Source organism: Corynebacterium sp. HMSC034B08 (genome assembly GCF_001835805.1).
Classification (GTDB): domain Bacteria; phylum Actinomycetota; class Actinomycetes; order Mycobacteriales; family Mycobacteriaceae; genus Corynebacterium; species Corynebacterium coyleae.
Window position 1 is genome coordinate 26212 of sequence record NZ_KV825906.1, and the last position, 23773, is coordinate 49984.

A 23773-nucleotide genomic window follows, 5' to 3' on the forward strand; every position below is an offset into this window, starting at 1 on the left:
TCAGAACTGCACCGGAGCCTCAGGTGCAGGCGCTTCGGAGGCAGGCGCTTCGGGGGCAGGCGCTTCCGGCGCAGGCGCTGGTGCCTCAGGTGCCGGGGCCTGCGACTGGTTTGCCTGCTGCTCAGAGCGCAACGGGCGGCGTTCGGGGCGTGCGGGTGGCGGGGCGTCGTCGATAAGCAAATGCTCGCGGCCCTGCGTCGCAGACCCGGTGAGGTTGGCAAACTGGCCCTCCGGGCGCGAGAACATCAACGCGCAGTTGGCGCTGCGGGAACCGCCCTCCCAAGCGGCGGCGGTTTGCGAGGTCCAGAACGGGCGCAGCGCAATCTGGTAGAGCGCCTCCTCGCTGCCCAGGTAATCCTGCGCGGCCTGAGTGCACACGTCGCCGAGGAATTTGTCCTGCTCCTCGACCGACGGGGTGTGATCCGCGAAGTGCTTGGCCAGGTTGACGCGGCTGGTGATCTCCAACTGGTGCGGCTCGCCGCACGGCACCACGGACAGGGAGTTTGCGGCGTCGATGGCCACGCACTCGCCGGCCTCGAACACGCGGGCCTGGTCCGCATCCGCAACCCGGCCGGAGGTCAGCACCGGCTCGCCGTTGCTGTCGGTTTCCTGCAGGCCACACAGCATGGTGCGGTCCCCGTTTTGCCACGCGTCGGCCGGCGGCAGGATCGGAGCGATGGAGAAACGTCCGTTCGGGTCGTACTTGCCGTCCAGGTAGCGCAGGGTTGCAGCGCCACAGAGTTCCTCGCGCAGTTGCGCCTGGCGGGTCTGGTTTGGCAGCGGCGCCTCGGGCCCGAACTCGGAGGTGGGGTAGGTGGCCAGGTCCTCGCGCGCGGCAACCTCGAAGCGGTGCTCGCCGGCGCAATCCGCCTGCTCAAAGTTGGTATGGGTGCCGTCTTCGGCGACCTGCCACGTCAAACACGAGCCGGCGTCGGCGGTGGTGAACGACGCCACCTCCGCAACAGAACTCGAGGTAGACGAGCCGCCCGCCGGGTTCGCGGAGCCGGAACTATCGGCGGTCAGTCCGTAGGTGCCAGCGCCCACCGTGCCCGCCAGGGTAGCGATGAGGAAGGCGCGCAGCGCGGTCTGTTTCGAAGCCATGGCGCACCATTATTCCACTTCGCGGGCGACCCGTGTAGTCAGCCGGTAGCGGTCCGTGCGGTACACCGAGGAGCAATACTCCACGTTGCTGCCGCCACTGCGGGCGTAGCGCAGGATGTGGAGCAGGGCGGTGTCCGGGGTGACGTCGAGAAGCGGTGCGTTGTCGGGGCCTGCCGTGACGGCGGTGACGGTCTGCTCCGCTTCTGTGATGCCGAGTCCGTATTCGTTTTCCAGCAGGGTGTACACGGAGTGGTAGACGTCGTTTTCCAGCAGGTCAGGCACGAGGATGGAGTTGTACCAGGCGTCGTCGACGGCGTACGGTTCGCCGTCGCCAAGCCTTAAGCGCCGCAGGCGGATGTGCTCAGTGGTCGGCGGGGTGCCGAAGAACGTCGCCACCGCGTCCGGCGGGGTGGTGCGCTCAGAGAGCAAGATTCTCGACGACGCCTCCACCCGCTGCGCCCGCATCTCGTCCGAAAAACTCGCCAGGTGCAGGCGGCTCACCAGCGGGGCAGGCGCCACAAACGTGCCTTTGCCGCGTACCCTGCGCAAACGTCCAGCGGACACAAGATCCCCGATCGCGCGGCGCACCGTGATGCGGGATACGCCGTAGGCCTCTTCTAATGCCCGCTCGCCAGGCAGGGGGTCGCCGGGGGAGAGCTCGGTGGAGATCAGTTCGTCGATAATCGCGCGCAGCTGCTCATGCTTGGGCACGGGGCCGTCTGTGATCCGGGTGGGCATAAGGCCACCATAGCGCACTGGTTATGACCGGATTGCGGATCGGCGTACGCGCGTCGGCGGACAAGGTAAGGTATGCAACTGTGATTGATCTGAAGCGTGTGCGCGAAAACCCCGAGGCAGTCCGTGAGTCCCAGCGAGCTCGCGGAGAGGACCCAGCGCTTGTCGACGAGCTCTTGGCCGCCGACGAAGCCCGACGCTCTGCGATCCAAGCAGCAGATGAGCTGCGCGCCGAGCAGAAAGCGTTCGGTAAAAAGATTGGCCAGGCCGCCCCGGAGGACCGCCCGGCGCTGCTGGAGGGCTCTAACGAGTTGAAGGCCCGCGTGAAGGAAGCCGAAGCTGCGGAAGCCGAGGCGCAGGAGAAGCTGGAGAAACTGCAGTACTCCATCGCCAACGTCATCGAGGGCGCCCCGGCTGGCGGCGAAGAGGATTTCGTGGTCCTCGAGCACGTCGGCGAGGTCCCCGAGTTCGACTTTGAGGTCAAGGACCACCTGGACCTCGCCGAGCCGCTCGGCCTGATCGACATGAAGCGCGGCACCAAGGTCGGCGGCGCGCGTTTCTACTACCTCACCGGTGACGGCGCCTGGATGCAGCTGGGCATGCTCATGCTCGCAGCTCAGAAGGCACGCGAGGCCGGCTTCAAGCTCATGATCCCGCCGGTGCTGGTACGCCCGGACATCATGCAGGGCACGGGCTTCCTCGACGCGCACGACGAGGAGATTTACTACCTGGAGCGCGACGATATGTACCTCGTCGGCACCTCCGAGGTCGCACTCGCCGGCCTGCACCAGGACGAGATCATCGACCTGTCCGATGGCCCGCTGCTCTACGCCGGCTGGTCCTCCTGCTTCCGCCGCGAGGCCGGCTCCTACGGCAAGGACACCAAGGGCATTCTGCGCGTCCACCAGTTCGACAAACTCGAAATGTTTGCTTACTGCAAGCCGGAAGACGCAGAGGAGATGCACCAGAAGCTTCTCGGCCTGGAGCGCGACATGCTCGCCGCAGTTGAGGTGCCGTACCGCATCATCGACGTCGCCGCCGGCGACCTGGGCTCCTCTGCTGCCCGCAAGTTTGATACGGAGGCGTGGGTGCCGTCGCAAAACACCTACCGCGAACTGACGTCTACCTCGAACTGCACCACCTTCCAGGCCCGTCGCCTGCAGACGCGTTACCGCGACGCCGACGGCAAGACCCAGACCGCCGCAACCCTCAACGGCACCCTGGCCACCACCCGCTGGCTCGTCGCCATCCTGGAGAACAACCAGCAGGCCGACGGATCCGTGCGCGTGCCTGAGGCACTGCGTCCGTGGGTTGGCAAGGAAGTGCTCACGCCCTAATGAAACTGCGCGCCTACCGCGGATTCAACGTCCCGCAACGCTTTACTGGAAGCCCTGCCCACCGTACGGAGGCGGTGGAGCGGTTCTACCAGGGCCTCGTGGGTACGCTGCGGCGCGCGATGCGGGCGTTGAACATCGACGTGACCGTCATCGGCGCCGAACACGTCCCCACCGAGGGCGGCGCGCTTATCGCCGGTAACCACACCGGTTACGCCGACTTCATCCTCATGGGCACCGGCCCCTACCTGCGCGGCGAGCGCCTCGTGCGCTTCATGGCCAAACAGGAAGTCTTCGACGTACCCGTCCTCGGGCGTCTGCTGCGCAAGATGCATCACGTGCCGGTCAACCGCGCCCACGGCAGCACCGCCATCGCGCCCGCCGTGGAGCGACTTCGCAGCGGCAACCTGGTGGGCATCTTCCCGGAAGCGACCATCTCCCGCTCGTTCGAACTTGCCAGTTTCAAAACCGGCGCCGCACGCATCGCCCATCAGGCCGGTGTGCCGCTCATCCCGTGCGTGATCTGGGGATCGCAACGTATTTGGACCAAGGACCTGCCGAAACACTTCCGCAACGTACCGGTCATCGTCCGCTACGGCGCACCCGTCGAACTCACCGGTGACGCCGAGGCCGACACCGCGGAACTCAAACGCCAGATGCAATTGCTTCTCGACGAATCCCGCACCGAATACACCGCACTCGCCGGCCCCGGCACAGGTGAGCCCTGGCTGCCCGCCGCCCTCGGCGGCACCGCACCCACCATTGAGGAGGCCGACCGGATCCACGCCGAAGAACGCGCCGCGAAAGCCGCGAAGAAGGGCCGGAAACCATGACCACCTCGCTGCCGGACACCGCACCCCGCCTGATCATCTCTGACATCGACGGCACCTTCATCACCTCCGCCGGCCGCGTCACCCCGCGCCTGCGCAACGTGGTAACGCGTGCGATTTCCAGCGGCGCTCATTTCGGCCTGGCCACCGGCCGTCCCCACCGTTGGCTCATCCCGGTGCTCGAGCAGCTCCCGGTCGCACCCGTATGCGTGTGCGCCAACGGTGCCGTGGTTTACGACCCCACCGAGGACCGCGTCCTCCACACCCACGAACTCGCTCCCGACACCATGGGCGAAATCCTCCACGACGTCGAACGGGCGCTTGCCGGCGTTTACCACGGCTACGGCGTCGAACGCGTCGGTTCGTCGGCCCTCGACCCGGAGGACGAGTGCTTCCTGATCACGCCGGAGTACAACCCGGATGCGTGGGATAGTCGGTTTGGTGTCGTCGATAAGCAAACGCTCATCGAAGTGCCCGCCGCGAAACTGCTGGTCCGCTGCCCCGACATGACCTCCGCGGAGATGTACGACATCATCGCACCGCTTATCGACGACACCACCGCCCACGTCACCTACTCCATGGACGAAGGCCTCATCGAAATATCCCGACCCGGCGCCAACAAAGCCACCGGCGCCCAATACCTCGCCGACCGCTACGGGCTTACCGCCGCCGAGACAATCGCGTTCGGCGACATGCCCAACGACCTGGAGATGCTCCAGTGGGCGGGCACCGGCGTGGCCATGGCTAACGCCAAACCCGAACTCAAAGACGCCGCCGACCACGTCACCGCCACCAACGACGAACACGGCGTGGCCGCCGTCCTCGAGCGCTGGTACTAGGGCTGTTCTGTTATGCCGCGCGTTGTTCTAACTCCTCCAACCAGTCGCGATAGTTCACGTCCACCCGATTCGGTAACTCCCTCACGCCGGGGCTGCTGTCGATCACAGTCTGCAGCGACGCGATGAACTCGGTGGACGTTGCACGATCCCACCTCACCCGCCTGACAACTGCGCCCTGGTTTTGAAGCTGGGTTTCGCGCTCGCGTTCGTCGCGAAGCATGCTCGCTGCATCTCCCATTACCCCGCTCGTCTTCTCGAGACCGTCTGCCTCCACAACGAGAAACCCGTTGATCAGTATGTCCGCCCAGGCCATCATCGGGCGGCCGTCACGTTCCCGGATCCGCAGGCCAACCTGGAACTCGAGCGTGACCACCCCGGTAAGCGTTCCGTCTGCGATCGCACGCAGGATTGCGTCGCGCACAATCGTCTCCAACACACTCGCTGACGTATCTGTCGCGTGTTCGATGAGTTTCCGGAACCCCGCGATTCCGCGTGCTTTCGGCAGCGTTTCCGTTTTATCCAGCAGGTATTCCGTGGTCAGGTGGCGGTGCTTCCACCTCGCCGACTCGATCTGCACCAGCGCTTCAGTGCGCCCGTGGTACCTGAACGAGTCGAACATCGCCCTGATCGCCGTCGCCGTGCGAACCCCCTTGTGTACGAGGTACTCCTGTTCAGCGAGGATTCCACTTCTGTAAATGCGATGGGCATCGCCGCGCTTCCACGGCCTCGTTTCTCCTGGTAGTGCGAGGTCGACTGTGGTGACCCAGTTGTATGTCGAGAGTCCTAGCCACCTGGCCGCGGCTGGACCTGTGATTACTGCAGATCTGGACTTTGCTGCGACGTCTTGAATGAGTTCGAGTTCTGCTTCGCGTTTCTTCTGTAAATCCCCATGTAGGCAATATTGCACCCGACTGCTGCGCTGTAAAGGGGGTCTTTGCGCAATATATTGTGCATTTTGAGGGAACCGGGGCGCGCTGATCGTCTAGTTCGGCTCATCGTCTAGCTCCACCTCGAATCCAGCTAGACGGCCTCGGGGAGGACCAGGTATTTCCCCAGGTGATGATGAACACGGTTTTCAGTAATTAGCTGATCGTCTGGTTCGACAAAAATGCAGCTAGACGATCAGCGGAAACTAGACGATAAGCAGTGGAAACGAGCCAGAAAGCGCCAGAAAAGCACCGGAAACGGGCCAGAAACCCACACAACAACCCAACCGGCACCACCGCCCACCGTAGAATCACGCGCATGGCTTTGATTGCGGCGATTGACCAGGGTACGACGTCGACACGTGTGTGCATCACGCGCACGGACGGGAAGGTCATCACCCAGGCGCAGTTTGAGCACGAGCAGATCATGCCGCGCAAGGGGTGGGTGGAGCACGACCCGATGGAGATCTGGCGTAACACACGCCGGGCGCTCAGCGAAGCACTTGCTGACAAGGACATCGCTGAGCAGGACATTTACGCTCTCGGGCTGACCAACCAGCGCGAGACTGCCGTGATTTGGGACAAAGCAACCGGCAAGCCGATCTACAACGCGATCGTGTGGCAGGACACCCGCACGAACCACGACGGGGACGCCACGAAGTACCTGAGTAAGACCGGGCTTTTGCACAATTCGTATCCTGCGGCGCCGAAGTGGGCGTGGATTCTGGACAATGTCGAAGGCGCTCGCGAGCGCGCCGAAAAGGGCGAACTCCTGGCGGGCACGATGGATACGTGGCTGATCTGGAACCTCACGGGCGGGGCGAAGGACAAGGACAAGGCGTTGCATCTGACGGATGTGACCAACGCGTCGCGCACGCTGCTCATGGATTTGGAAACCCTCGACTGGGACAAGCAGCTTTGCGACGACCTCCGCATCCCGCCCCGAATCCTTCCCGAGATCCGGCCGTCTGTGGGCAACTTTGGCAAGATCCGTCCGCGGGGTCCGCTGGCGGGCGTGCCGATCACGGGCGTGCTCGGCGACCAGCAGGCCGCACTGTTCGGCCAAGGCGGCCTGCATGAGAACGACGCGAAGATGACGTACGGCACCGGCCTGTTCATGCTGCTCAACACGGGTGCCGAGCCGAAGTTTAGCGACCGTGGCCTGCTGACCACCGTCGCCTACCAGGTGCAGGGCCAGCCGCCGGTGTACGCCCAGGAGGGTTCGGTGGCCGTGGGCGGGTCGTTGATTCAGTGGCTGCGTGACCAGCTCGGCATCCTGAGCACCGCCGCAGAATCGGAAACCCTCGCGGAGCAGGTCGAGGACAGTGGGGGAGTGGTGATCGTGCCCGCGTTTTCCGGCCTGTTCGCGCCGCGGTGGCGTCCGGATGCGCGGGGTGTGATTGTGGGGTTGACGCGGTTCGTCGATAAGCGGCACATTGCTCGGGCTGCGCTGGAGGCGACATGCTTGCAGGCGCGTGAGGTGGTGTGTGCGATGGGCGGCGACCCGACGACGCTGAAGGTCGATGGCGGCATGACGGAGAACAACCTGTTGATGCAGATGCAGGCCGACATCCTCGGCGTGACGGTGGAGCGGCCCGCGAACACGGAGACGACCGTGATGGGGGCGGCGTCGGCGGCGGCGATGGGCATTTCGCTTATCGACGAACCCTTATCCCTCGGCACCTCCACCACCTGGGAAAGCGAAATGGCCGGCCCCGAACGGGACCGGCTGGTTACCGCGTGGGAAGACGCGGTGGAGCGCAGTTTGGATCTTGTCTAGGCCTGAGCCTGCGAGGGCCTAGCGGGTGGAGATGTCCACCGCGTTGGTGACCGGGTTGTAGGTGATGGAGCCGCCTTCGAAGTCGACGCGCACGACGTCGGTGGTCGGGTAGTACTCGCGGGTGATCGGCATACCCAACGGGCCGGCGTCGAGGCCTTGCTGCAGCCAGGTCTCCGCAATCTTGCCGACGAGCGAGATGATCTCGCCCTGGTCATTACGCGCGGCGATGCCGTTGGAGTAGAAGGTGATTGCCGGGCCGGTCGGTCCGCCAACGCCTGCGATGAGTTTGCCCAGGGTGGGCTCGAGCGCGGTCCAGACGGCGGCGGCCTCGGTGGCACCGAAGGCGTTGAGCGCTGGGCCGACGGCCGGGCCAATCTTTTGGGCCAACTCCGAGACCTGTGCGAGGTTGAGGCCCTGGAAGACCTCCACCCCCTGGCGTTCGCTGACGCCGGGGAGCATGTCGCGTGCAGCCAGGAACAGCAGGATTGCGCCGATGACGGTGCCGGCCGCGGTGGCGATGGCGATCGGGTCGCCGGAGGTCAGGCCGGTGAGAACGCCTGTGGCGTTGTTGCCGGTGTTGCCCTGATTGCCGGTGTCGCCTGGCAATGCCGGGGACTGGGCGGTGGTGGTGACAGCGGTCGACTCGGTGCCGCGGTTGCCCAGGCCTGCGCGGTTGCCGGCCTTGAGCGTGCGGTACTTCGCTGCGGCGGTGGCGCGGATCATGGGCAGTTTGGAGTACAGGTTGTCGCCTGGGCAGGTGCTGTAGTGGAAGTCACGGTGAGCGTTGATGTTGCTAAACGATGCACCCTGGCCAGCCGAGTACTTGGAGCCCTTGAAGCTGAATTCTGCCTGGTGGTAGCTGTAGCCCATTGGGTTGAAGTCGGCGACGGCTGCCTTCCAGCCGATGATTTCGCCCATGGCGCGCAGTGCTGCGGTGGTGGGCTGGGCGCTTTGGTAATCGCCAAGCATGGAGACGCCCCAGGTGTTTTGGTTGAATCCGCCGACGTGTGCGCCTTGCGGTCCGCGGTCCATGCCGCCTGCGCGGCCTTCGTAGATGTTGCCGTACTTATCCACGAGCGCGTGGTAGCCAATGTCACCCCAGCCAAGGGTGCGGGCGTGGTAGTTCCAGATGCCGCGGACGATGCCGGGTGCCTGGGCCTCGGTGTAGTTGTTGGAGCCTGCGGTGTGGTGCACGGTCGCTGCGGTGGTTGGTTCGGAGTAGTACGGGGCCTGGCTGGACCCTGCACCCCACTGTGCGCGGGTGATCACCTTGGGCATGCCCCAGGTGTAGGAGTCCGCGACCGGGTTGATGCCGCCTTGGGTTTGGCCTTCGCCGCCGTCGAGGAAGACGGCCTGGAGGTCCTTGGCGGTGGTGGGTGCGCCGGAGTCGGTGCGGCCGCCGTCGAGAAGATCAACGCCGCCGGTGGAGACCTGGACGCGCTTGGTTTTGCCCACGAAGATCGGTTCGGTGCCGAACTTGTCGCTGCCCTTCGGCGGGTCGATCGGGTCCATTTCGAACCATTCTGACCAGGTGCCGTCGGCCTGCTGGGAGCGGACGAATGCGGCAATGTCGCGGTCGCCGGTCCAGGTCAGGCCGACGATGGAGAAGTCGCGGTCGTTGGTGAACTCCTTGACCACGCGGCGTACTTCGCCTTCTTCGCCGCCTTGGGTGCGGATGGCGGCGTCGTCGACAGTGATGTTCGCGCCGGACGCGAAGGACTCGGACGCGGTGTACACCTCGGGTGCGCCGGCGCCGAGGGATTGGACGTGGAGGATGCGGTTGCCGCTGAACACTTGCGTAGCGACGAGAGCCACCACGAGGAGAACGGACACCACGGCAGGCAGGACTACGGCCCGGCGTGGTCGGACCGCACCGCCCTGAAGACTACGGCGTTGTTGCACGGTAAAACTCCTGACACTTCTTGTGAAAATAGTGGCAATTGTGACTGGAACGCAGTGTAGTGCAATTTAAAGTCTCAAGAAAGACTTGAGGCTTTTGTGGCGTGTCGCGGCGTGGTGTCGTCGATAAGCAACTGTGCGAAAATAGACCGCATGGCATACGACCTCATTGTTGTTGGATCAGGGTTCTTCGGCCTCACCGTGGCCGAGCAAGCGGCGAGCGAGCTGGGCAAACGCGTGCTGGTGGTGGAAAAGCGCAACCACATCGGCGGCAACGCCTACTCGGAGCAGGAGCCGGAAACCGGCATCGAGGTGCACAAATACGGCGCGCACCTCTTCCACACGTCGAACGAGCGCGTGTGGGAATACGTCAACCGCTTCACCTCGTTCACCGACTACCAGCACCGCGTGTTTGCGATGCACGACGGCACCGCCTACCAATTCCCCATGGGGCTTGGCCTGATCAATCAGTTCTTCGGCAAGTACTACTCGCCGGACGAGGCGAAGAAGCTCATCGAACAGCAGCGTGAAGGCCTCGACCCAGCCGCCGCGACCAACCTGGAAGAGCGCGGCATCGCCCTGATCGGCAAGCCGCTCTACGAGGCGTTTGTGAAGCACTATACCGCCAAGCAGTGGCAGACCGACCCGACTGACCTGCCGCCGGAGATCATCTCCCGCTTGCCAGTGCGCTACACCTTTAACAACCGTTACTTCAACGACAAGTACGAAGGCCTCCCCGTCGACGGATACGCCGCCTGGCTGGAGAAGATGGCGGAGCATGAGCTTATCGACGTCCGCACCGACACCGACTGGTTCACCGTCCGCGACGACATCCGCGCCGAAAACCCCGACGCACCAGTGGTCTACACCGGCCCGCTCGACCAGTACTTCGACTACGCCGAAGGCCACCTCGGCTGGCGCACCCTCGACTTTGAGCAGGAAGTGCTGAACACCGGCGACTTCCAGGGCACCTCGGTGATGAACTACAACGACGCCGACGTCCCCTACACCCGCATCCACGAGTTCCGCCACTTCCACCCGGAGCGCACCGAGTACCCCACCGACAAGACCGTCATTGTCAAGGAATACTCCCGCTTCGCCGAGGGTGACGACGAGGTGTACTACCCGATTAACACCCCCGAGGACCGCGCGAAGCTCGAGGCTTATCGACGACTCGCGGCGGAAGAATCCGAACAACACAACGTCCTCTTCGGCGGCCGCCTGGGTACCTACCAGTACCTGGATATGCACATGGCCATCGCGTCTGCACTGACCCTGTTCGACAACCAGCTCCGTCCGTTCTTCGAGTCCGGCGAGCCACTGTCCCAGCCGCGCGGGCACTAGGAGGTACTTGTGAGCGCTGAGATTTTCGTTCACCCCGACTGCCCCGACTGCACGGACGTGATCGCGCAGTTTAAGGCAGACCCGCAGGCCTTCGGTGACGCCGAACTTCTCGACGTCACCAACCTGCCCAACCTCAAACGCTTCCTCACCCTGCGCGACTCGCTTGACGGGTTCGCTGACGTGCGCGCCGCCGGCAAGATCGGTGTGCCGTCCAAGGTGATCGACGGCACGACGGTCGAGTTATAAACAACCCAAAACAACTCCAAGCAACTATGCTGACCTGCTCGGATGGGCTGATTTCGGGCGAGTTTTGCGGTAAGTTGTTTCGGAGTTGTTTCAAACAACTTTGAAACAACTTTTGTTATTCTGAGCCCATGCTCGATTTGGGTTTTGAGGGTGTGGAGGAAGCGCTGTCGGCAATTGAGGCCGGAGATAGCGCTGGGAGCTGGGAATCCCAGGTACTGGATTTCAAGGAAGATCCTGCTGTCCACCCGATGAACAAGAACCCCGATGCGGGGCTTGTGGAGTTTCTTGTCGACGAGGTCATTTGTTTCTCCAACGCCGACGGCGGTGTCGCCTACATCGTCCTTGGCGTCAATGACAAGAAGGCAGGCCCTGCTGCGTTCACTGGCACCGATCGCTCATGCGACTGGTTGGTGGAAAAGATTTACAGCAAGACGCAGCCTCATATTCAGGTCGAAGCTTCTGAAATCGAGCGCTGCGGCAAGCGTTTGATTGCATTGCGCATCCCACGGGGGATGGCGCTGTATCAGCGTTCCAAAGGCCAAGCCAGTAAACGTGTCGGGAAAAACTGCGTCCCTCTGGGCGAGGATGAGCGTCGCAGTATTCACCTGTCCCGTTCGAACCCTGACCTGAGCGCTACTGCGTCTCGACGAAGCCCTGAAGATCTCGATCCTAAGGCAATCGAGCAGGCTAAAGCACTCCTTGCCAACCGGAAGCATGCCTTGGGTGATGACTCTCCTGTACCCCAGACGAGTCTTGAACTCTGCAGTGAGTTGGGATTGTTTACGCCCCATGGCGCGCTGACCTTTGCGGCAGAAATTCTCTTCATGCAGCCACTGCACAACCGGACGGTTGTGAGACACTTGCTTCGCGACGTGCCCAGTGGCGATCCGAAAGTAACCGAGATCTCCGCACCGTTGATTACTGCATCAGAACAGCTTCGTGCGTTGATTAAGGCTCACACGTCGCAGGAAATTGCGCGAGTGCAACTCCCGAACGGGCAAGAGTTTCCCATTCCGGCGTTTCCTGCGGCTGCTGTAGACGAAATTGTTTCCAACGCATTCGCGCACCGCGACTGGGGAGCGACCACTGCAATCGTTGTTGATCAGTCTCCGACCAGTCTGACCGTTTGGTCTCCTGGTGGTCTCCCTGTCGGCGTGCCTGAGGAAAGGATTCTGACCACCCAATCGATCCCGCGTAACCCGATTCTGATGGGTGCATTGCGGCGGTTGGGCCTCGCTGAAGAGTCTTCGCGAGGCTTCGATCGCATGTGGGTCTCCATGCTCGCCAGTGGTAGACAAGCGCCTAGTCTGAATGCCGATGGACCGTTTGTGGAGGTCACGTTGCCCGCCGGAAACGTCGATTCGGCTTTTATTAAGTCGCTGTACCTGCTGCGTGCTGAGTTCGGAGAGGCGATATTCAATAGCGTAAAAGGGCTCTTAGTGGCGCGTCATCTGGCGAACAACCAGATTTTGATGACGTCCACGGCGGCCCGACTCATGCAAGTCCCGGAAGCGCAGGCCCAAGAATACTTGGGGTGGTACGCAAGTCAGGGCTTCCTAGAACCTTTGCGGGATGCCCCCGAGTGGATATTGTCTGCTCGAGCACGGACGGCTTTTGGGGGGAACGAATCTACTGCGATTGCATCCGTGACTACCGAGGACTGGATCGTTGCTCAGTTGCGCGAGGGGAAGTCCCTGAACGCTCGTGAGGTTGCGAATGAACTCGGCGTCGAGCGTGAATCAGTGAGCCGAATCCTTCGCCACCTTCGGGACCTAGGGAAAGCGAAAATCGCCGACGGGAGCCCAACGCGAGGCCCGAGTGTCCGTTGGGTTTCGGTATAAACAACTCAAAACAACTCGAAACAACTATTGTGACCTGCGTCGATGGTTTAATTTCGGGTGAGTTTTGCGAAGAGTTGTTTCGGAGTTGTTTCAAACAACTCCGCAACCGGGTGGCTAGGCGCTCGGGACCGGGGCGACGAAGGCGGACACGAGGTACCGGTTGATGTCAGGGCGGTTGATGATGCCCGCGCCCGTGCCGTCACCGGTCTTAAAGGCGACTAGCCGTTTGGCCGGCTACACGGGCGCCGGGACTGCTCACCTCAATGCTTTCCTTAGGATAGGCAAGCCTATATAGTTTGCGGGGTGAGTTTTAGACCTTTCCTTGCAACCGTCGTCCGCAGTGAACGCATTGCGCCGAGTTTCCAGCGGGTGACGTTCACCGGGGTCGACGACATGGGACCCGCCGTTCCTATCAGGGATTTGCGTATCAAGCTACTGATCCCGCCTGTCAGTGGTCTGTTCGAGCTTCCGGAAGAGGGGTGGTGGGAGACGTGGCGTGCGATGCCGGAGCATATGCGCGGACACCTGCGTACCTATTCCATTCGGGAGTTCCGGCGAAGTGCTGAAGGTCCTGACGAATTGGATGTGGATTTTGTTTTGCACAGCGATAGTCCCGGTCCCGCCTCGGCGTGGGCGCAGGACGCACACCCTGGGCAGCAGCTGCTGATTATTGGACCAACCCGCGACGATGATTCCGGTGTTGGTATTGAGTTTGACCCCGGATCTGCTGCGATTGTGCGTCTTTACGGCGATGAAACCGCGTTGCCTGCAATGGCTCGTATCTTGGGGGATTGGCCCGAGGGGCTCGCCGGTTCGGTTGATATTGAGGTGCCCGCCGGCAATCATCTGCCCATCGACTCCCCTTCACAGGTTGATGTCCGTTGGCACTTTCGTGAAGAGGGTGACTTCGACTACGGAGGCTTGCTTCTCGCGCAGCTGAAACAGGAAGTTGGATCCCGTTGTGTCTCCGCTTCGTTGGAAACTGGAAAGCCTGGTTTTGTGGATGAAGCCCAGCTCGATGAAGTCTGGGAGACACCCACGTATTCCAGCAGTGGTGAGTCCATAGCTTCCACGCCGGATACCGTGGGACATACCTATTACTGGATCGCTGGGAAGAATACGGCTGTGACGGCGATGCGGCGGCTTCTGGTGGGTGAGGCGGGAGTGCCTCGTCACCACGTGTCGTTCATGGGGTACTGGCGGTAACGGAGTTACAGCGTGACTAAACGTGTTGGGCTTGTCGCCCTCCTTGTGATTTCCACTGTGTGTGCAGCGCTGGTGTCGCTGTTGATCGGGGCGCGCGAAATGGGTTTCGAGGCGACGGTGAGCGCGGTTCGTGATGGACTCATGCTGGCGTTCTCGGGCGCAGACGAACAGCCTGAGGCGTCCAGCGATGAGGCGAAGATCATCGCGCAGCTCCGTGTTCCGCGCACTCTGCTTGGTCTGCTGGTGGGAGCAGCGTTGGGCACTGCGGGCGCACTGCTGCAGGGACACACCCGAAACCCGTTAGCAGACACAAACCTGCTGGGCGTCGGGCCTGGCGCGGCGCTTGCTGTGGCAGCAGCCATTTCCTTTCATGGGTCAATGACGGTATTGGGCACTGTCGGGGTGGGATTTCTCGGGGCGATACTTGCGGTAGCGCTTGTGTTCGTGCTCAGCATGAGAAGCCTGGGATCTACGCCGATCACGGTGGTGCTTGGTGGTTCCGCGTTGGGTGCGGTTTGTTCTGCGCTGACGAGCGGCATCGTACTGACGCATACGCGAAGCCTTAATGAGATGCGGTTTTGGACAGCGGGTGCTATCGCCGGACGCGATATGCAGGTGGTCACGGTCCTTGCTCCCGTGATTGTTCTTGGGCTCGTGGGCGCCTTTGCTTCAGCGAATCAGCTAAACCTCCTGAACTTGGGGGATGACGTGGCAAATGCACTTGGCGTCCGAGTTTCTATCGCGCGGACCTTGGGTATCGTCCTGGTTGCATTGCTTACTGGCGCAGCGGTGGCTGGAGCCGGACCGATCGGGTTCGTTGGCCTGGTTGTTCCGCACCTCGTGCGTAGCCTCACCGGCCCGGACTACCGCTGGGTGCTGCCGTGTTCCGCGCTGGCTGGGGCGACGTTGCTCTTGCTTGCTGACGTTATTGGTCGCGTCATCGCGCGCCCTGGAGAATTACAGGTGGGCATCACACTCGCCTTCGTTGGGGCCCCATTTGCACTGCATATCTTGCGGAAGGGGACGAAACTCTGATGCGGGTTTTTGCGATAAACACTGCTCTTGCGGTGCTGGCCCTAGCCGCTGCCCTCGGGGGCGTGATGGTTGGAGATTTCGAGCTATCGGTTCGAGACGTAGTTTCCGCTCTCATGGGCCAAACGGCAGAGTTGACCCGGACTGTAGTTCTCGAGTGGCGCCTGCCACGAGTGGTCACGGCGCTGGGGGTAGGTGCTGCGCTGGGCTTTGCCGGGGCAATTTTCCAGACCATTACAAGGAACCCACTGGCGAGTCCGGACATCTTGGGGGTCACCTCGGGTGCCTCCGCTTTCGCGTTGACCGCGCTACTCGCTGGTGGAAGTGCCGGGATGATGCTGCGTGTATTGGGCGTGCCGCTCAGTGCATTCCTCGGGGGACTGACCGTATCTGCGGCAATCTGGTGGCTGAGTCGTGGTGCTGGACTAGGGTCTTTCCAGCTTGTCTTCGCCGGCATCATCATCAATGCGCTGGCGATGGCCTACAACTCGTTCCTGCTTGTTCGTGCTGACTATCGAGATGTAGGCAAGGCGCAGGCGTGGGTGACCGGTTCGGTGGGTTCTTCTAGTTGGCACGACGCCATCGCTGTACTCATTGCACTGGCGGTCGTCATTCCACTATTGCGGTGGGTAGCCTTCAAGCTTGAGGCACTCTCTTTGGGGGAGGACACTGCTGCTGGTCTCGGGGTAGAGCCCCGGCGTACCCAGCTGACCCTCATGCTAATGGCTGTAATACTGGCATCGATGGGCATTGCGGCATCTGGGCCGATAGCCTTCGTGGCGTTTGTCGCACCACAGATCGGACGCAAGATCACACATGCAGCAACGCCGCCATTAGGAACCGCGATGCTTACTGGCGCGGCGATCGTATCCGTCGCTGACTTGGCGGTGCGAACCCTGGTGCCGGGGAATCTGCCGGTGGGAATAGCCACAACTGCAATTGGTGGCGCAGTGCTGCTTTACACGCTGTTGCGTGCAACACGAAAGGTGTCCATATGATGCTTCAGGTCCGAAATCTTAAGGTAAGTTATGGCGCTTCCGTCATCCTCAAGGGCATTGATTTCGACGTGTCCAAAGGCGGAATCACCACAATCATCGGCCCAAACGGTTGTGGCAAGTCAACGCTGTTGCGTGCTGTGGCAGGGCTTCTTACACGTGACTGCGGCACGGTAACGCTGAACGGCGTGGACATGGCGAATCTGAAGCGCCGCGAGATTGCGCGTCAGCTTGCAGTGTTGCCACAGACTCCGGTGGCTCCCGAGGGGCTGACAGTGCATGATTTGGTTGGCCGTGGACGCCACCCACATCGATCTTGGTTGCGACAGAGCTCGGCTGAGGATTCACGTGTGGTCGATGAGGTGATGGAACTGACCAATATCACGGAGTTTGCAAACCGTCCGCTCGAGCGACTTTCTGGTGGTCAGCGTCAGCGCGCTTGGATTGCGATGGTCTTAGCTCAGGAGACTCCGCTCGTGTTCTTGGACGAGCCGACGACTTACCTAGACTTGTCTCACTCTGTCGAAGTCTTGTCGCTCGTACGTCAACTCGCCGATCAGGAGGGTAGAACCGTGCTTATGGTGCTGCATGACTTGAACCTCGCTGCACGCTACTCAGATCAACTCATCGTGATGCAGCGTGGCGAGGTGGAAGCGGTCGGTGCGCCCGCCGAGGTGCTCACCGAGTCCTTACTGGACCGTGTTTTTCATCTGCCTGCTGTCGTGGCAACAGACCCGGTAAACGGGGGGCCACTGGTTGTACCCCGGTAAGCACCACTTCTGCCTGGTGTTCTAGAGCTGCTTTTTGAATTGATCGATTGCGTACGGGATCGTGAGGGGGTTCGGCATGCTCATTGCGTTGGCGGTATCTGTGTCTAACCAGTAGACCCCGCCACGCTTATTCACATCGAGGTCCATGAAGGTGGCGTCGTTCTTCAGAGCATCGATTGCGCCGTAGTAGTCCAGCACGAAGAGGTAATCCACGTCGTTGAAGTCGGCGTAGTTCTCGGGGGACCAGTCAAGGAAGAAGCTGGAGCCATCGCCGTTGAACTTCTCCGGGATCTTGAACCCTAGTTTTTCGATGAAGGAGCCGCGGCCGTCGCCCGAGGTGTAGACGCCAAACTTTCCGTCGTAAGGCATGCCGATTACCGCTGTTTTGCCTTGCAACTCGGGGTGCGCTTCACGGAAATCCTGGAAGGCCTTCTCGGAGTCGGCGATGAGCTTTTCGCCTTCGGCCTCCTTATTCAACGCCTTGGAGATTTCCTTAATCTGTTCGTCCCATGGCACCTGCCAATCTTGGTACTCATCCGAGTGGAAGGTGGTTGGTGCAATCTGCTCGAGTAATGCCCTCTTATCGGCTTCGAGGCCGCTATTCACTGCAATGATCTTTGTCGGGTTGAGCGAGGCAACTTGTTCGGCAGTGTCAGTACTGAACTCGGTGGTCGTGTCCCGGAGCGGGTTTGGTTCGACTGTGAGCTTGTCCTTGGCCCACGGTCCAAGTCCGGAAGGGTCCCCCGTACCTTCCTGTTGCCAGGTGGCGTAACCAACCGGTTGTTCGCCCAGGGCAAGGACCGTATCGACGTCGCCGAGGCCCATTGTCACAATGCGCTCCTCTGACCCGTTGGCATCGGAAGTTTCGGGGGCGGTTGTTGAATCGCTTGATCCGCTGGAGCAGCTGGCAAGCATGAGCGCCGCAGTGAACGTGGCTGCGATCCCCTTCAGGGCGCGAGAGGTAAAGAGTGCCAAGGTTGCACCTTTCGTAGGTGGTCAAAAAGTTTCACGTTAGGTCTCCCTGACCTAACGTGATTACTCTAAGGCATGCCTTACCTAAGGGACAATCCTTGTCTGGGCGCTCGGGACCGGGGCGACGAACGTCGAGACGAGGTACCGGTTGATGTCGGAGCGGTTGATGATGCCAACCACCGTGTCGTCATCGGTGCCGAACTCGGCCGAGTCGTTGTGGGCAAGCAGTGCATATGGGGTGGTGAAGGCCGGGACGGAGTCGCCGATGACGTCCAACACGTCGCCGGCGGAAGCCGATATCGGATTTCTGTGAATTCAGCAGATGGGCGAGGAACCAGCGTCAGCGTCGTAAGCTGAGCCAGCGTGGGAACGTTTATTGCGCTAATCGGATTGTTGCTGGCCACCGTCATTGTCGCTGCGGTTGGTGAGCGCACGGGCATTCCGTGGCCGGCGCTGCTGACCATCGTGGTGGCGCCGGTGATTTTCATTCCAGGCATTGACACGGTGTCCATTGACACACACCTGATCTTGCCGATCTTCCTGCCGCCACTGCTGTGGTCGCTGGCCAGGCGCACGAGTTGGGGTCAGATCGGCTCGCAGCTCAACGTGGTGCTGACCATGTCGGTCATCCTGGTGTTCCTTACTATCGCGGCGCTGACGGCGACGGCGATGTGGATCCTGCCGGGTGTGAGTCTGGCTACCGCGATGGTGTTGGCGGCGGCGATCGCCCCGCCGGACCCAGTCGCGGTCGACGCGGTGGCGGGACCGGCTGGCATTCCGAAGCGCATCACCGGAACGTTGCAGACGGAGGGGCTGTTTAACGACGCCGCCTCGATTGTCACCTTCAACATCGCCATGGCTGCGGTGATTGCAGAGGGTGAAGTGGACTTCACCAAGGGATTCGTTGAGTTCCTTTATGCCGCGGCGGTTGCTGTGGTGGTGGGGTTGATCGTCGGCAGGCTAGCTGCGCTGTTTGCAAACTCGGTGCCAGATTCCGTGATCCGTACCGCGTTTACGTGGGTGCTGCCGTTCGCCATCTATGCGGGTTGTGAGGCGATCCATGCTTCGGGCGTGATCGCGATCGTGATCGCCGCGGTGGAGTTGTCGTCGCGCTCCACGATGACAGCGGAGGACCGCCTGACCGGTCACTCGTTCTGGGAAACAGTGGAGCTGCTGTTCACGGGCGTGGCGTTCGGGTTGATCGGCATGAGCGTGCGTGATGCTATCGACACCGCCGGCACCTACATTTGGCCCGCCGTACAAGTCGGCGTGGTGCTCTCCGTCGTCGCATTTGTGGTGCGTCTGGCCTGGATGTGGGTGCTGTACAAGTTGAACGTGCGCAAGGGTCGCACGCACGTGTCGCCACTGCGCCTGCAGGAGGTGCTCCTGATGGCGTGGTCTGGCATGCGCGGTTTGGTCACGTTGGCGCTGGTGTTGGCTATCCCGCCGTCGGCAACCGAGTACCACCACGAACTGTCCGTCATTGCGTTGACGGTGCTGACCTGCACGATGGTGATCCCCGGCCTCATGCTGCCATGGCTGGTGCGGAAGATGGACCTGCAAAAAGGTCCAGAAGCAGACCGGGCAATTGAAGAATTGAACCAGCGGGCGTACGCGGCGGCGCACAAGGCGGTGCGCGAACACGGCGAGGAGCATGCGCCGGAGGCGTACACGATGGTGCAGGAGTGGTTGAACTCGATTACGGAGCAGCGCCTGCAGGATCCGGAAAGCACTGACGAGCGCATGGCAGCTTTCGAGCGCGCTCGCGAAAGCGCGATTGAAATGCAGAAGGTTGCGCTTAAGGCGGCGAGCTCCGAGTTGCACCGGGCGCGCAGGGAGCGCCAGTACAACCCGGCGGATGTGGACGCGGTGCAGGCTGACCTGGACCGTCTTATCGTGGCCAGCAAGCGCAACGTGCTCGCACGCCCAAGCCAGATGGTGAAGTGGGAGTCCTAGTTGCTAATCGACGACCACATCCGCCATCGCATATAACGTCTCCCGCGCCGCCTTGAACGCCTCCGGTGTGGCGGCGAACTCGGCTGCACGCGCAATGGCGGAGTTGAGCAGCGCGATATCCACGGCTGATACGCCAGGGCAAAAGTCCGCCACGATGGTGCGGAATCCGGCGTGGGAGCGTTGCACGTTGTCGTCGGCAAACGCCTCCGGGAAGTTCTTCGCCGCCGCCATGAGTGGCCCGTGGCCACCGTGCGCGAACAGGTCCAGGGTGGCATCCACGTAGGCGCGCATGCGCTGGCGGGGTTCAGGTGGGGCGCTTTTGATCCTCGCCTCAAGTTCGGTGTTCCACTCGTCGGTTGCCGCGATGAGGAGTTGAACCAGCAGGTCGTGTTGCGATTTTGCATACCGGTACACACTGGGACGTGCGAGACCGACCGCGGCGGCCACCTCCGCCAGGGTGGGAACCTTGCCGTGGTTTTCGACGATGAGGCGCTCGGCGGCATCAAGCACCGCGCGGTGTTGTACGGCGCGGTGCTCGGCGACGGTGTCCTCAGTAATCTTCGGCATGTCCTTGAGTCTACGTAGTGGTTATTTAGTTTCGGCGAGACATGTTTCCGCCGACTATCTCGCAGAATTTCAAAGTGCAAAGTGAAACCGTTTCAAAATGCAAAGCAGAAGCGTTTCAAAACGCAAAGTGAAACTGTTTCAAAGTGCAAAACGCGCAGGTAGTCGGCTATGGTTTTTGCATGTCGAACTCATACATTCCAAGGCTTGCAGATGGCCAACTCGAAAGCGCTCTTCGTCGCCAAGGTGGAGTGCTCATTCAAGGGCCGAAGGGCTGCGGGAAAACGGAAACCGCGAGCCGGCAAGCGGGGAGTGTCTTGAATGTTGAAACTGATCCGAGCGTCCCGCTGGCGATGGCGACCGACCCGCGCGTACTGCTCGAAGGTGGCACCCCTCGCCTCGTCGACGAGTGGCAATTGCAACCGCGTCTTTGGGATTTTGCGCGGCACGAGATTGATTCTCGTAAGGCGAAGGGACAGTTCATCTTCACGGGTTCCACCGCTCCGGGAGTGGACGCAACCCGCCATTCTGGTGCTGGAAGATTTGCGCGCCTAATGATGTCGACGATGACCCTGTTCGAGTCGGGAGAGTCGGACGGTTCTGCATCCATCAGTGAGATTGCTGCGGGCAATGCGCCTGAGTTTGCAACTCCTACCTTGGCGCTGGCTGAGCTTGCTGAACGAATGTGTCGCGGAGGCCTTCCTTACAACGCGGACCTTTCCTTGGATGACGCGATGCAAAACGTCCGTGATTACGTGCAGACGGTCGCCGATGTGGATATCCACACTGTGGGTGAAGTCTCGCGAGACTCGGAGCGTGTGCGCAGAATGATGCAGTCCATCTCTCGCGCGGTTGCTACCGAAATTGAAGTTCAAACTATCGCCACGGACGCGGATGTCACTCGTGAAACCGCACGTGATTATCTCGACGCGTTATCCCGGATCTTTATTTCGGTGGATCAGCCAGCGTGGTCTACGCACCTGCGGTCGAAAGCAACCTTGCGCAAGTCACCCAAGCGTCACCTTGCGGACCCGTCCTTTGCGATGGCTGCACTTGAGCGCGGTCCTCAGCAACTGTTGCAGGATCCGCGTTACTTTGGGCAACTTTTCGAGTCGCTCGTTTTCCACGAGCTTCGAGCGCTGACCGGCAAGACGGTGTACCACGCTCGGCTAAACACGAAGCTTGAGGTTGATGCGGTGGTGAACTACGAAGGCGTCGACATCCTGGTCGAGGTCAAGCTGGGTTACACACCGGAGATCCTCGACCACGCGGCAGACACGCTGAAGAGGTTCGACGAACAGCTTGAGCAGGACACCGTGTTGCTCGTTGTCACCTCTGGTGGGCCTGCACACCGTCGAGCGGACGGTGTGGTGGTTGTGCCGATCGGGGCGCTAGGCCCGTAGCCGAACCACTTACCGCCCGTCGCCGAACTCGCGCTTGAAGTTGTCGTCCCAGTCCACGTCGGGTTGGGAGTCGAAGTAGTGCTGCTCCAGGTTGGGTGCGTCGTTGCTGCCTTGAACTCCCATGATCAGGAACACGGCACCGGCGATGGCGCCGAAGATGCCAACGAACACGGCGGTTGCGCCGGAAAGGAACGAAAAGGACAGCACACAGATGGCGATGAGGATTGCGCCGATGGTGTAGTTGCGGGCGGGCGTGCCGGGGGTGCGGTGTTCATTGGGGGCGCCGAGTGGCGAGCGATCAACCGAGTTTCCCCCGAGAAATCCGCCACCCTGTCCGCCGCCAGTTCCACTCCGGTCTCCAGATCCCCCGATGGGGAGGCCGTCGGCGTCGTAGTCGCCGTTGTAGTTGTAAGGCTTCATGGCGAAGAGCCTACGGCAGTTGGCCGGTGAGGCGGTCGAGTCTCGTCTTGCTGGGGCCATCGAGGCCGGTGATCTCGACGGTTTTGCCGCGGTCACGGAACTTGTGTGTGATGGAGTCGAGGGTGGCCACGGTGGAGGCGTCCCAGATTTCGGCGTGGCTGAGGTCGATGATGATGCGGTCGGCGTCGTCGGTGTAGTCGAAGGCGTAGACCAGGTCGTTGCTGGAGGCCCAGAAGAGTTGGCCGTGGATGCGGTAAGTGCGGGTGTCGATGTGCCCGTCGCCATCAGTGTCGAGCTCCGCCACCTTTTCTACCCACGCGAGGTGGGCGACTCGGCGGGCAAACATAATCATCGCAGTGACTACGCCGAGCACGACGCCGATGGCCAGGTTGCTCGTCGCAAGCGTGGCGACGACCGTGACCAGCATGACGACGGTTTCGGACACCGGCATGAGTTTCAGGGTGCGCGGGTGGATGGAGTGCCAGTCGATTGTGCCGACGGAGACCATGATCATGATTGCCACCAGGGCGGCCATCGGGATCATGCCGACGACGTCGCCAAGCACCAGGATCAGAGCCAGCAGGAGCACACCGGCAAGCAGGGTGGACAGGCGGGTGCGAGCGCCGGACTCTTTGACGTTGATCATCGTCTGGCCGATCATCGCGCAGCCGCCCATGCCGCCGAAGAAACCGGAGGCGATGTTGGCCACGCCCTGGCCCCAGGATTCGCGGGTTTTGTTGGAGTGGGTGTCGGTGATGTCGTCGACAAGTTTTGCGGTCATGAGCGATTCCATCAGGCCAACGACCGCCATGCCGAGCGCGTAGGGACCGATGACGCGCAGTGTTTCTAGCGTCAGCGGCACGTCCGGGATGAACAGGCTGGGCAGGGAGTGGGGCAGCTCGCCCATGTCGGAGACCGTCGGCACGCGGATGCCCGCAGCGACGACGACCGCGGTGAGCAGGATGATCGTAATCAGCGGGCCAGGGATCGCGCCGGTGACCTTGGGCCAAAAGATCATGATCGCGATGCCGGCGGCGACGAGCGGGTAGACCGGCCATGGGACGTCGATAAGGTGCTCGAGCTGTGCGGAGAAAATCAAAATGCCCAGCGCATTGACAAAGCCGACCATCACCGAGCGTGGGATGAAGCGCTGCAGTTTGGCCACGCCAAGCGCCGCGAGCACGATCTGGAACACGCCGGCGAGGATGACCGTGGCGACGAAATAATCCAGACCGTACTCCCGTGCGACCGGGGCGATGACGAGCGCGACAGCTCCGGTGGCGGCGGAGATCATCGCGGGGCGGCCACCCGTGAACGCGATGGTGATCGCCATGATCACCGAGGCGAACAGCCCGAGTGCGGGGTCGACGCCGGCGAGGATGGAAAACGCGATGGCCTCGGGGATGAGCGCTAAGGCGACGGTGAGCCCGGCGAGTACTTCACGACGAAGCCGCGCGGCGGAGCTAAATGCGTAGCGGAAGGATTCCACAACGCCCGTCGGGGCGAGCGGTTCGCGAGTGGTCTCGGTGTGAGGGGCAGCCATAGGTATACCGTTTTCAATGCGTTAGATGGTTTCCCTC

Annotated in this window: 22 protein-coding genes; 13 read left to right on the forward strand and 9 right to left on the reverse strand. The window is 61.8% G+C overall.

Translation table 11 applies throughout. The annotated features are described in order from the left end of the window. Together HMPREF2656_RS01870 and HMPREF2656_RS01875 are read right to left on the reverse strand one after the other, a co-directional pair. A complete protein-coding gene (locus HMPREF2656_RS01870) occupies positions 1-1101 on the reverse strand; it encodes a septum formation family protein (RefSeq protein WP_070815694.1) in 1101 nt (366 codons plus the stop codon). Positions 1102-1110: 9 nt separating this feature from the next. Next, positions 1111-1839, reverse strand: a complete 729-nt coding sequence (locus tag HMPREF2656_RS01875) for a GntR family transcriptional regulator (protein WP_070483168.1) — start codon at positions 1837-1839, stop codon at positions 1111-1113. A gap of 80 nt (positions 1840-1919) precedes the next feature. Here HMPREF2656_RS01875 and serS point away from each other — a divergent pair, with 80 nt between their 5' ends. The 3 genes from serS to HMPREF2656_RS01890 are packed head-to-tail and all read left to right on the forward strand — an operon-like array spanning position 1920 to position 4839. Beyond that, entirely contained in the window at positions 1920-3173 is a 1254-nt protein-coding gene (gene serS / locus HMPREF2656_RS01880) for a serine--tRNA ligase (RefSeq protein WP_070615615.1), read from the forward strand. Further along, positions 3173-4003, forward strand: coding sequence for a lysophospholipid acyltransferase family protein (locus HMPREF2656_RS01885; protein ID WP_070815695.1), 831 nt, complete (start codon positions 3173-3175; stop codon positions 4001-4003). The genes serS and HMPREF2656_RS01885 overlap by 1 nt, the downstream gene beginning before the upstream one ends. Continuing rightward, positions 4000-4839 (forward strand): Cof-type HAD-IIB family hydrolase, encoded by an 840-nt coding sequence (locus HMPREF2656_RS01890; RefSeq protein ID WP_070815696.1) that lies wholly within the window; start codon positions 4000-4002, stop codon positions 4837-4839. The genes HMPREF2656_RS01885 and HMPREF2656_RS01890 overlap by 4 nt, the downstream gene beginning before the upstream one ends. A 10-nt stretch (positions 4840-4849) precedes the next feature. Here HMPREF2656_RS01890 and HMPREF2656_RS01895 read toward each other — a convergent pair whose 3' ends face one another. After that, a complete protein-coding gene (locus HMPREF2656_RS01895) occupies positions 4850-5458 on the reverse strand; it encodes a hypothetical protein (RefSeq protein ID WP_141739436.1) in 609 nt (202 codons plus the stop codon). Positions 5459-6084: 626 nt separating this feature from the next. Between HMPREF2656_RS01895 and glpK the strand changes: the two genes are divergently transcribed. After that, positions 6085-7545: a glycerol kinase GlpK gene (gene glpK / locus HMPREF2656_RS01900; protein ID WP_070771316.1), complete on the forward strand. Its 1461-nt coding sequence runs from the start codon at positions 6085-6087 to the stop codon at positions 7543-7545. Positions 7546-7563: 18 nt separating this feature from the next. On the opposite strand, the gene HMPREF2656_RS01905 is transcribed toward glpK, so the two are convergent. After that, a complete protein-coding gene (locus tag HMPREF2656_RS01905) occupies positions 7564-9447 on the reverse strand; it encodes an N-acetylmuramoyl-L-alanine amidase (protein ID WP_246825071.1) in 1884 nt (627 codons plus the stop codon). 150 nt (positions 9448-9597) lie between these two features. Between HMPREF2656_RS01905 and glf the strand changes: the two genes are divergently transcribed. The 7 genes from glf to HMPREF2656_RS01940 all read left to right on the forward strand — a co-directional run bounded on the left by glf (position 9598) and on the right by HMPREF2656_RS01940 (position 16878). Continuing rightward, entirely contained in the window at positions 9598-10788 is a 1191-nt protein-coding gene (glf, locus tag HMPREF2656_RS01910) for a UDP-galactopyranose mutase (protein WP_070483156.1), read from the forward strand. A gap of 9 nt (positions 10789-10797) precedes the next feature. After that, a complete protein-coding gene (locus HMPREF2656_RS01915; protein ID WP_070815698.1) occupies positions 10798-11034 on the forward strand; it encodes a hypothetical protein in 237 nt (78 codons plus the stop codon). Between the two features lie 128 nt (positions 11035-11162). Beyond that, positions 11163-12875, forward strand: a complete 1713-nt coding sequence (locus HMPREF2656_RS01920) for an RNA-binding domain-containing protein (protein ID WP_070815699.1) — start codon at positions 11163-11165, stop codon at positions 12873-12875. A gap of 303 nt (positions 12876-13178) precedes the next feature. Continuing rightward, a complete protein-coding gene (locus HMPREF2656_RS01925; protein ID WP_070815700.1) occupies positions 13179-14081 on the forward strand; it encodes a siderophore-interacting protein in 903 nt (300 codons plus the stop codon). Positions 14082-14093: 12 nt separating this feature from the next. Then, the gene (locus HMPREF2656_RS01930; protein ID WP_070568860.1) at positions 14094-15116 is read left to right on the forward strand and encodes a FecCD family ABC transporter permease; all 1023 of its coding nucleotides are present in this window, start codon (positions 14094-14096) and stop codon (positions 15114-15116) included. A gap of 65 nt (positions 15117-15181) precedes the next feature. Next, positions 15182-16111 carry a FecCD family ABC transporter permease gene (locus HMPREF2656_RS01935; RefSeq protein ID WP_246825083.1) on the forward strand — a complete coding sequence of 310 codons (930 nt, stop codon included), beginning with the start codon at positions 15182-15184 and terminating at the stop codon, positions 16109-16111. Beyond that, positions 16108-16878, forward strand: coding sequence for an ABC transporter ATP-binding protein (locus HMPREF2656_RS01940; protein ID WP_070483148.1), 771 nt, complete (start codon positions 16108-16110; stop codon positions 16876-16878). The genes HMPREF2656_RS01935 and HMPREF2656_RS01940 overlap by 4 nt, the downstream gene beginning before the upstream one ends. 21 nt (positions 16879-16899) lie before the next feature. Here HMPREF2656_RS01940 and HMPREF2656_RS01945 read toward each other — a convergent pair whose 3' ends face one another. Both HMPREF2656_RS01945 and HMPREF2656_RS01950 read right to left on the reverse strand, forming a co-directional pair. Continuing rightward, positions 16900-17853 (reverse strand): iron-siderophore ABC transporter substrate-binding protein, encoded by a 954-nt coding sequence (locus HMPREF2656_RS01945; protein WP_245167960.1) that lies wholly within the window; start codon positions 17851-17853, stop codon positions 16900-16902. Between the two features lie 81 nt (positions 17854-17934). Beyond that, on the reverse strand, positions 17935-18129 hold the full coding sequence (locus HMPREF2656_RS01950) for a hypothetical protein (protein ID WP_070568859.1): 195 nt from the start codon (positions 18127-18129) through the stop codon (positions 17935-17937). Positions 18130-18213: 84 nt separating this feature from the next. Between HMPREF2656_RS01950 and HMPREF2656_RS01955 the strand changes: the two genes are divergently transcribed. After that, positions 18214-19806, forward strand: a complete 1593-nt coding sequence (locus HMPREF2656_RS01955) for a cation:proton antiporter (protein ID WP_070453294.1) — start codon at positions 18214-18216, stop codon at positions 19804-19806. A 3-nt stretch (positions 19807-19809) separates the two neighbouring features. On the opposite strand, the gene HMPREF2656_RS01960 is transcribed toward HMPREF2656_RS01955, so the two are convergent. Continuing rightward, the gene (locus tag HMPREF2656_RS01960; RefSeq protein ID WP_070815702.1) at positions 19810-20373 is read right to left on the reverse strand and encodes a TetR/AcrR family transcriptional regulator; all 564 of its coding nucleotides are present in this window, start codon (positions 20371-20373) and stop codon (positions 19810-19812) included. 179 nt (positions 20374-20552) lie between these two features. Between HMPREF2656_RS01960 and HMPREF2656_RS01965 the strand changes: the two genes are divergently transcribed. Next, positions 20553-21773, forward strand: coding sequence for an ATP-binding protein (locus HMPREF2656_RS01965; RefSeq protein ID WP_070815703.1), 1221 nt, complete (start codon positions 20553-20555; stop codon positions 21771-21773). Positions 21774-21782: 9 nt separating this feature from the next. Here HMPREF2656_RS01965 and HMPREF2656_RS01970 read toward each other — a convergent pair whose 3' ends face one another. Then, on the reverse strand, positions 21783-22193 hold the full coding sequence (locus HMPREF2656_RS01970) for a hypothetical protein (protein ID WP_070423328.1): 411 nt from the start codon (positions 22191-22193) through the stop codon (positions 21783-21785). A gap of 10 nt (positions 22194-22203) precedes the next feature. Beyond that, positions 22204-23736, reverse strand: coding sequence for a SulP family inorganic anion transporter (locus HMPREF2656_RS01975; RefSeq protein WP_070815704.1), 1533 nt, complete (start codon positions 23734-23736; stop codon positions 22204-22206). Positions 23737-23773: the final 37 nt, after the last annotated feature.

Bases quoted from the DNA above. Each gene is read 5' to 3' on its own strand.
- HMPREF2656_RS01870 (WP_070815694.1), bottom strand. From the start codon at position 1,101: ATGGCTTCGAAACAGACCGCGCTGCGCGCCTTCCTCATCGCTACCCTG.
- HMPREF2656_RS01875 (WP_070483168.1), bottom strand. From the start codon at position 1,839: ATGCCCACCCGGATCACAGACGGCCCCGTGCCCAAGCATGAGCAGCTG.
- HMPREF2656_RS01885 (WP_070815695.1), top strand. From the start codon at position 3,173: ATGAAACTGCGCGCCTACCGCGGATTCAACGTCCCGCAACGCTTTACT.
- HMPREF2656_RS01890 (WP_070815696.1), top strand. From the start codon at position 4,000: ATGACCACCTCGCTGCCGGACACCGCACCCCGCCTGATCATCTCTGAC.
- HMPREF2656_RS01895 (WP_141739436.1), bottom strand. From the start codon at position 5,458: ATGTTCGACTCGTTCAGGTACCACGGGCGCACTGAAGCGCTGGTGCAG.
- glpK (WP_070771316.1), top strand. From the start codon at position 6,085: ATGGCTTTGATTGCGGCGATTGACCAGGGTACGACGTCGACACGTGTG.
- glf (WP_070483156.1), top strand. From the start codon at position 9,598: ATGGCATACGACCTCATTGTTGTTGGATCAGGGTTCTTCGGCCTCACC.
- HMPREF2656_RS01920 (WP_070815699.1), top strand. From the start codon at position 11,163: ATGCTCGATTTGGGTTTTGAGGGTGTGGAGGAAGCGCTGTCGGCAATT.
- HMPREF2656_RS01935 (WP_246825083.1), top strand. From the start codon at position 15,182: ATGGTTGGAGATTTCGAGCTATCGGTTCGAGACGTAGTTTCCGCTCTC.
- HMPREF2656_RS01940 (WP_070483148.1), top strand. From the start codon at position 16,108: ATGATGCTTCAGGTCCGAAATCTTAAGGTAAGTTATGGCGCTTCCGTC.
- HMPREF2656_RS01960 (WP_070815702.1), bottom strand. From the start codon at position 20,373: ATGCCGAAGATTACTGAGGACACCGTCGCCGAGCACCGCGCCGTACAA.
- HMPREF2656_RS01965 (WP_070815703.1), top strand. From the start codon at position 20,553: ATGTCGAACTCATACATTCCAAGGCTTGCAGATGGCCAACTCGAAAGC.
- HMPREF2656_RS01970 (WP_070423328.1), bottom strand. From the start codon at position 22,193: ATGAAGCCTTACAACTACAACGGCGACTACGACGCCGACGGCCTCCCC.
- HMPREF2656_RS01975 (WP_070815704.1), bottom strand. From the start codon at position 23,736: ATGGCTGCCCCTCACACCGAGACCACTCGCGAACCGCTCGCCCCGACG.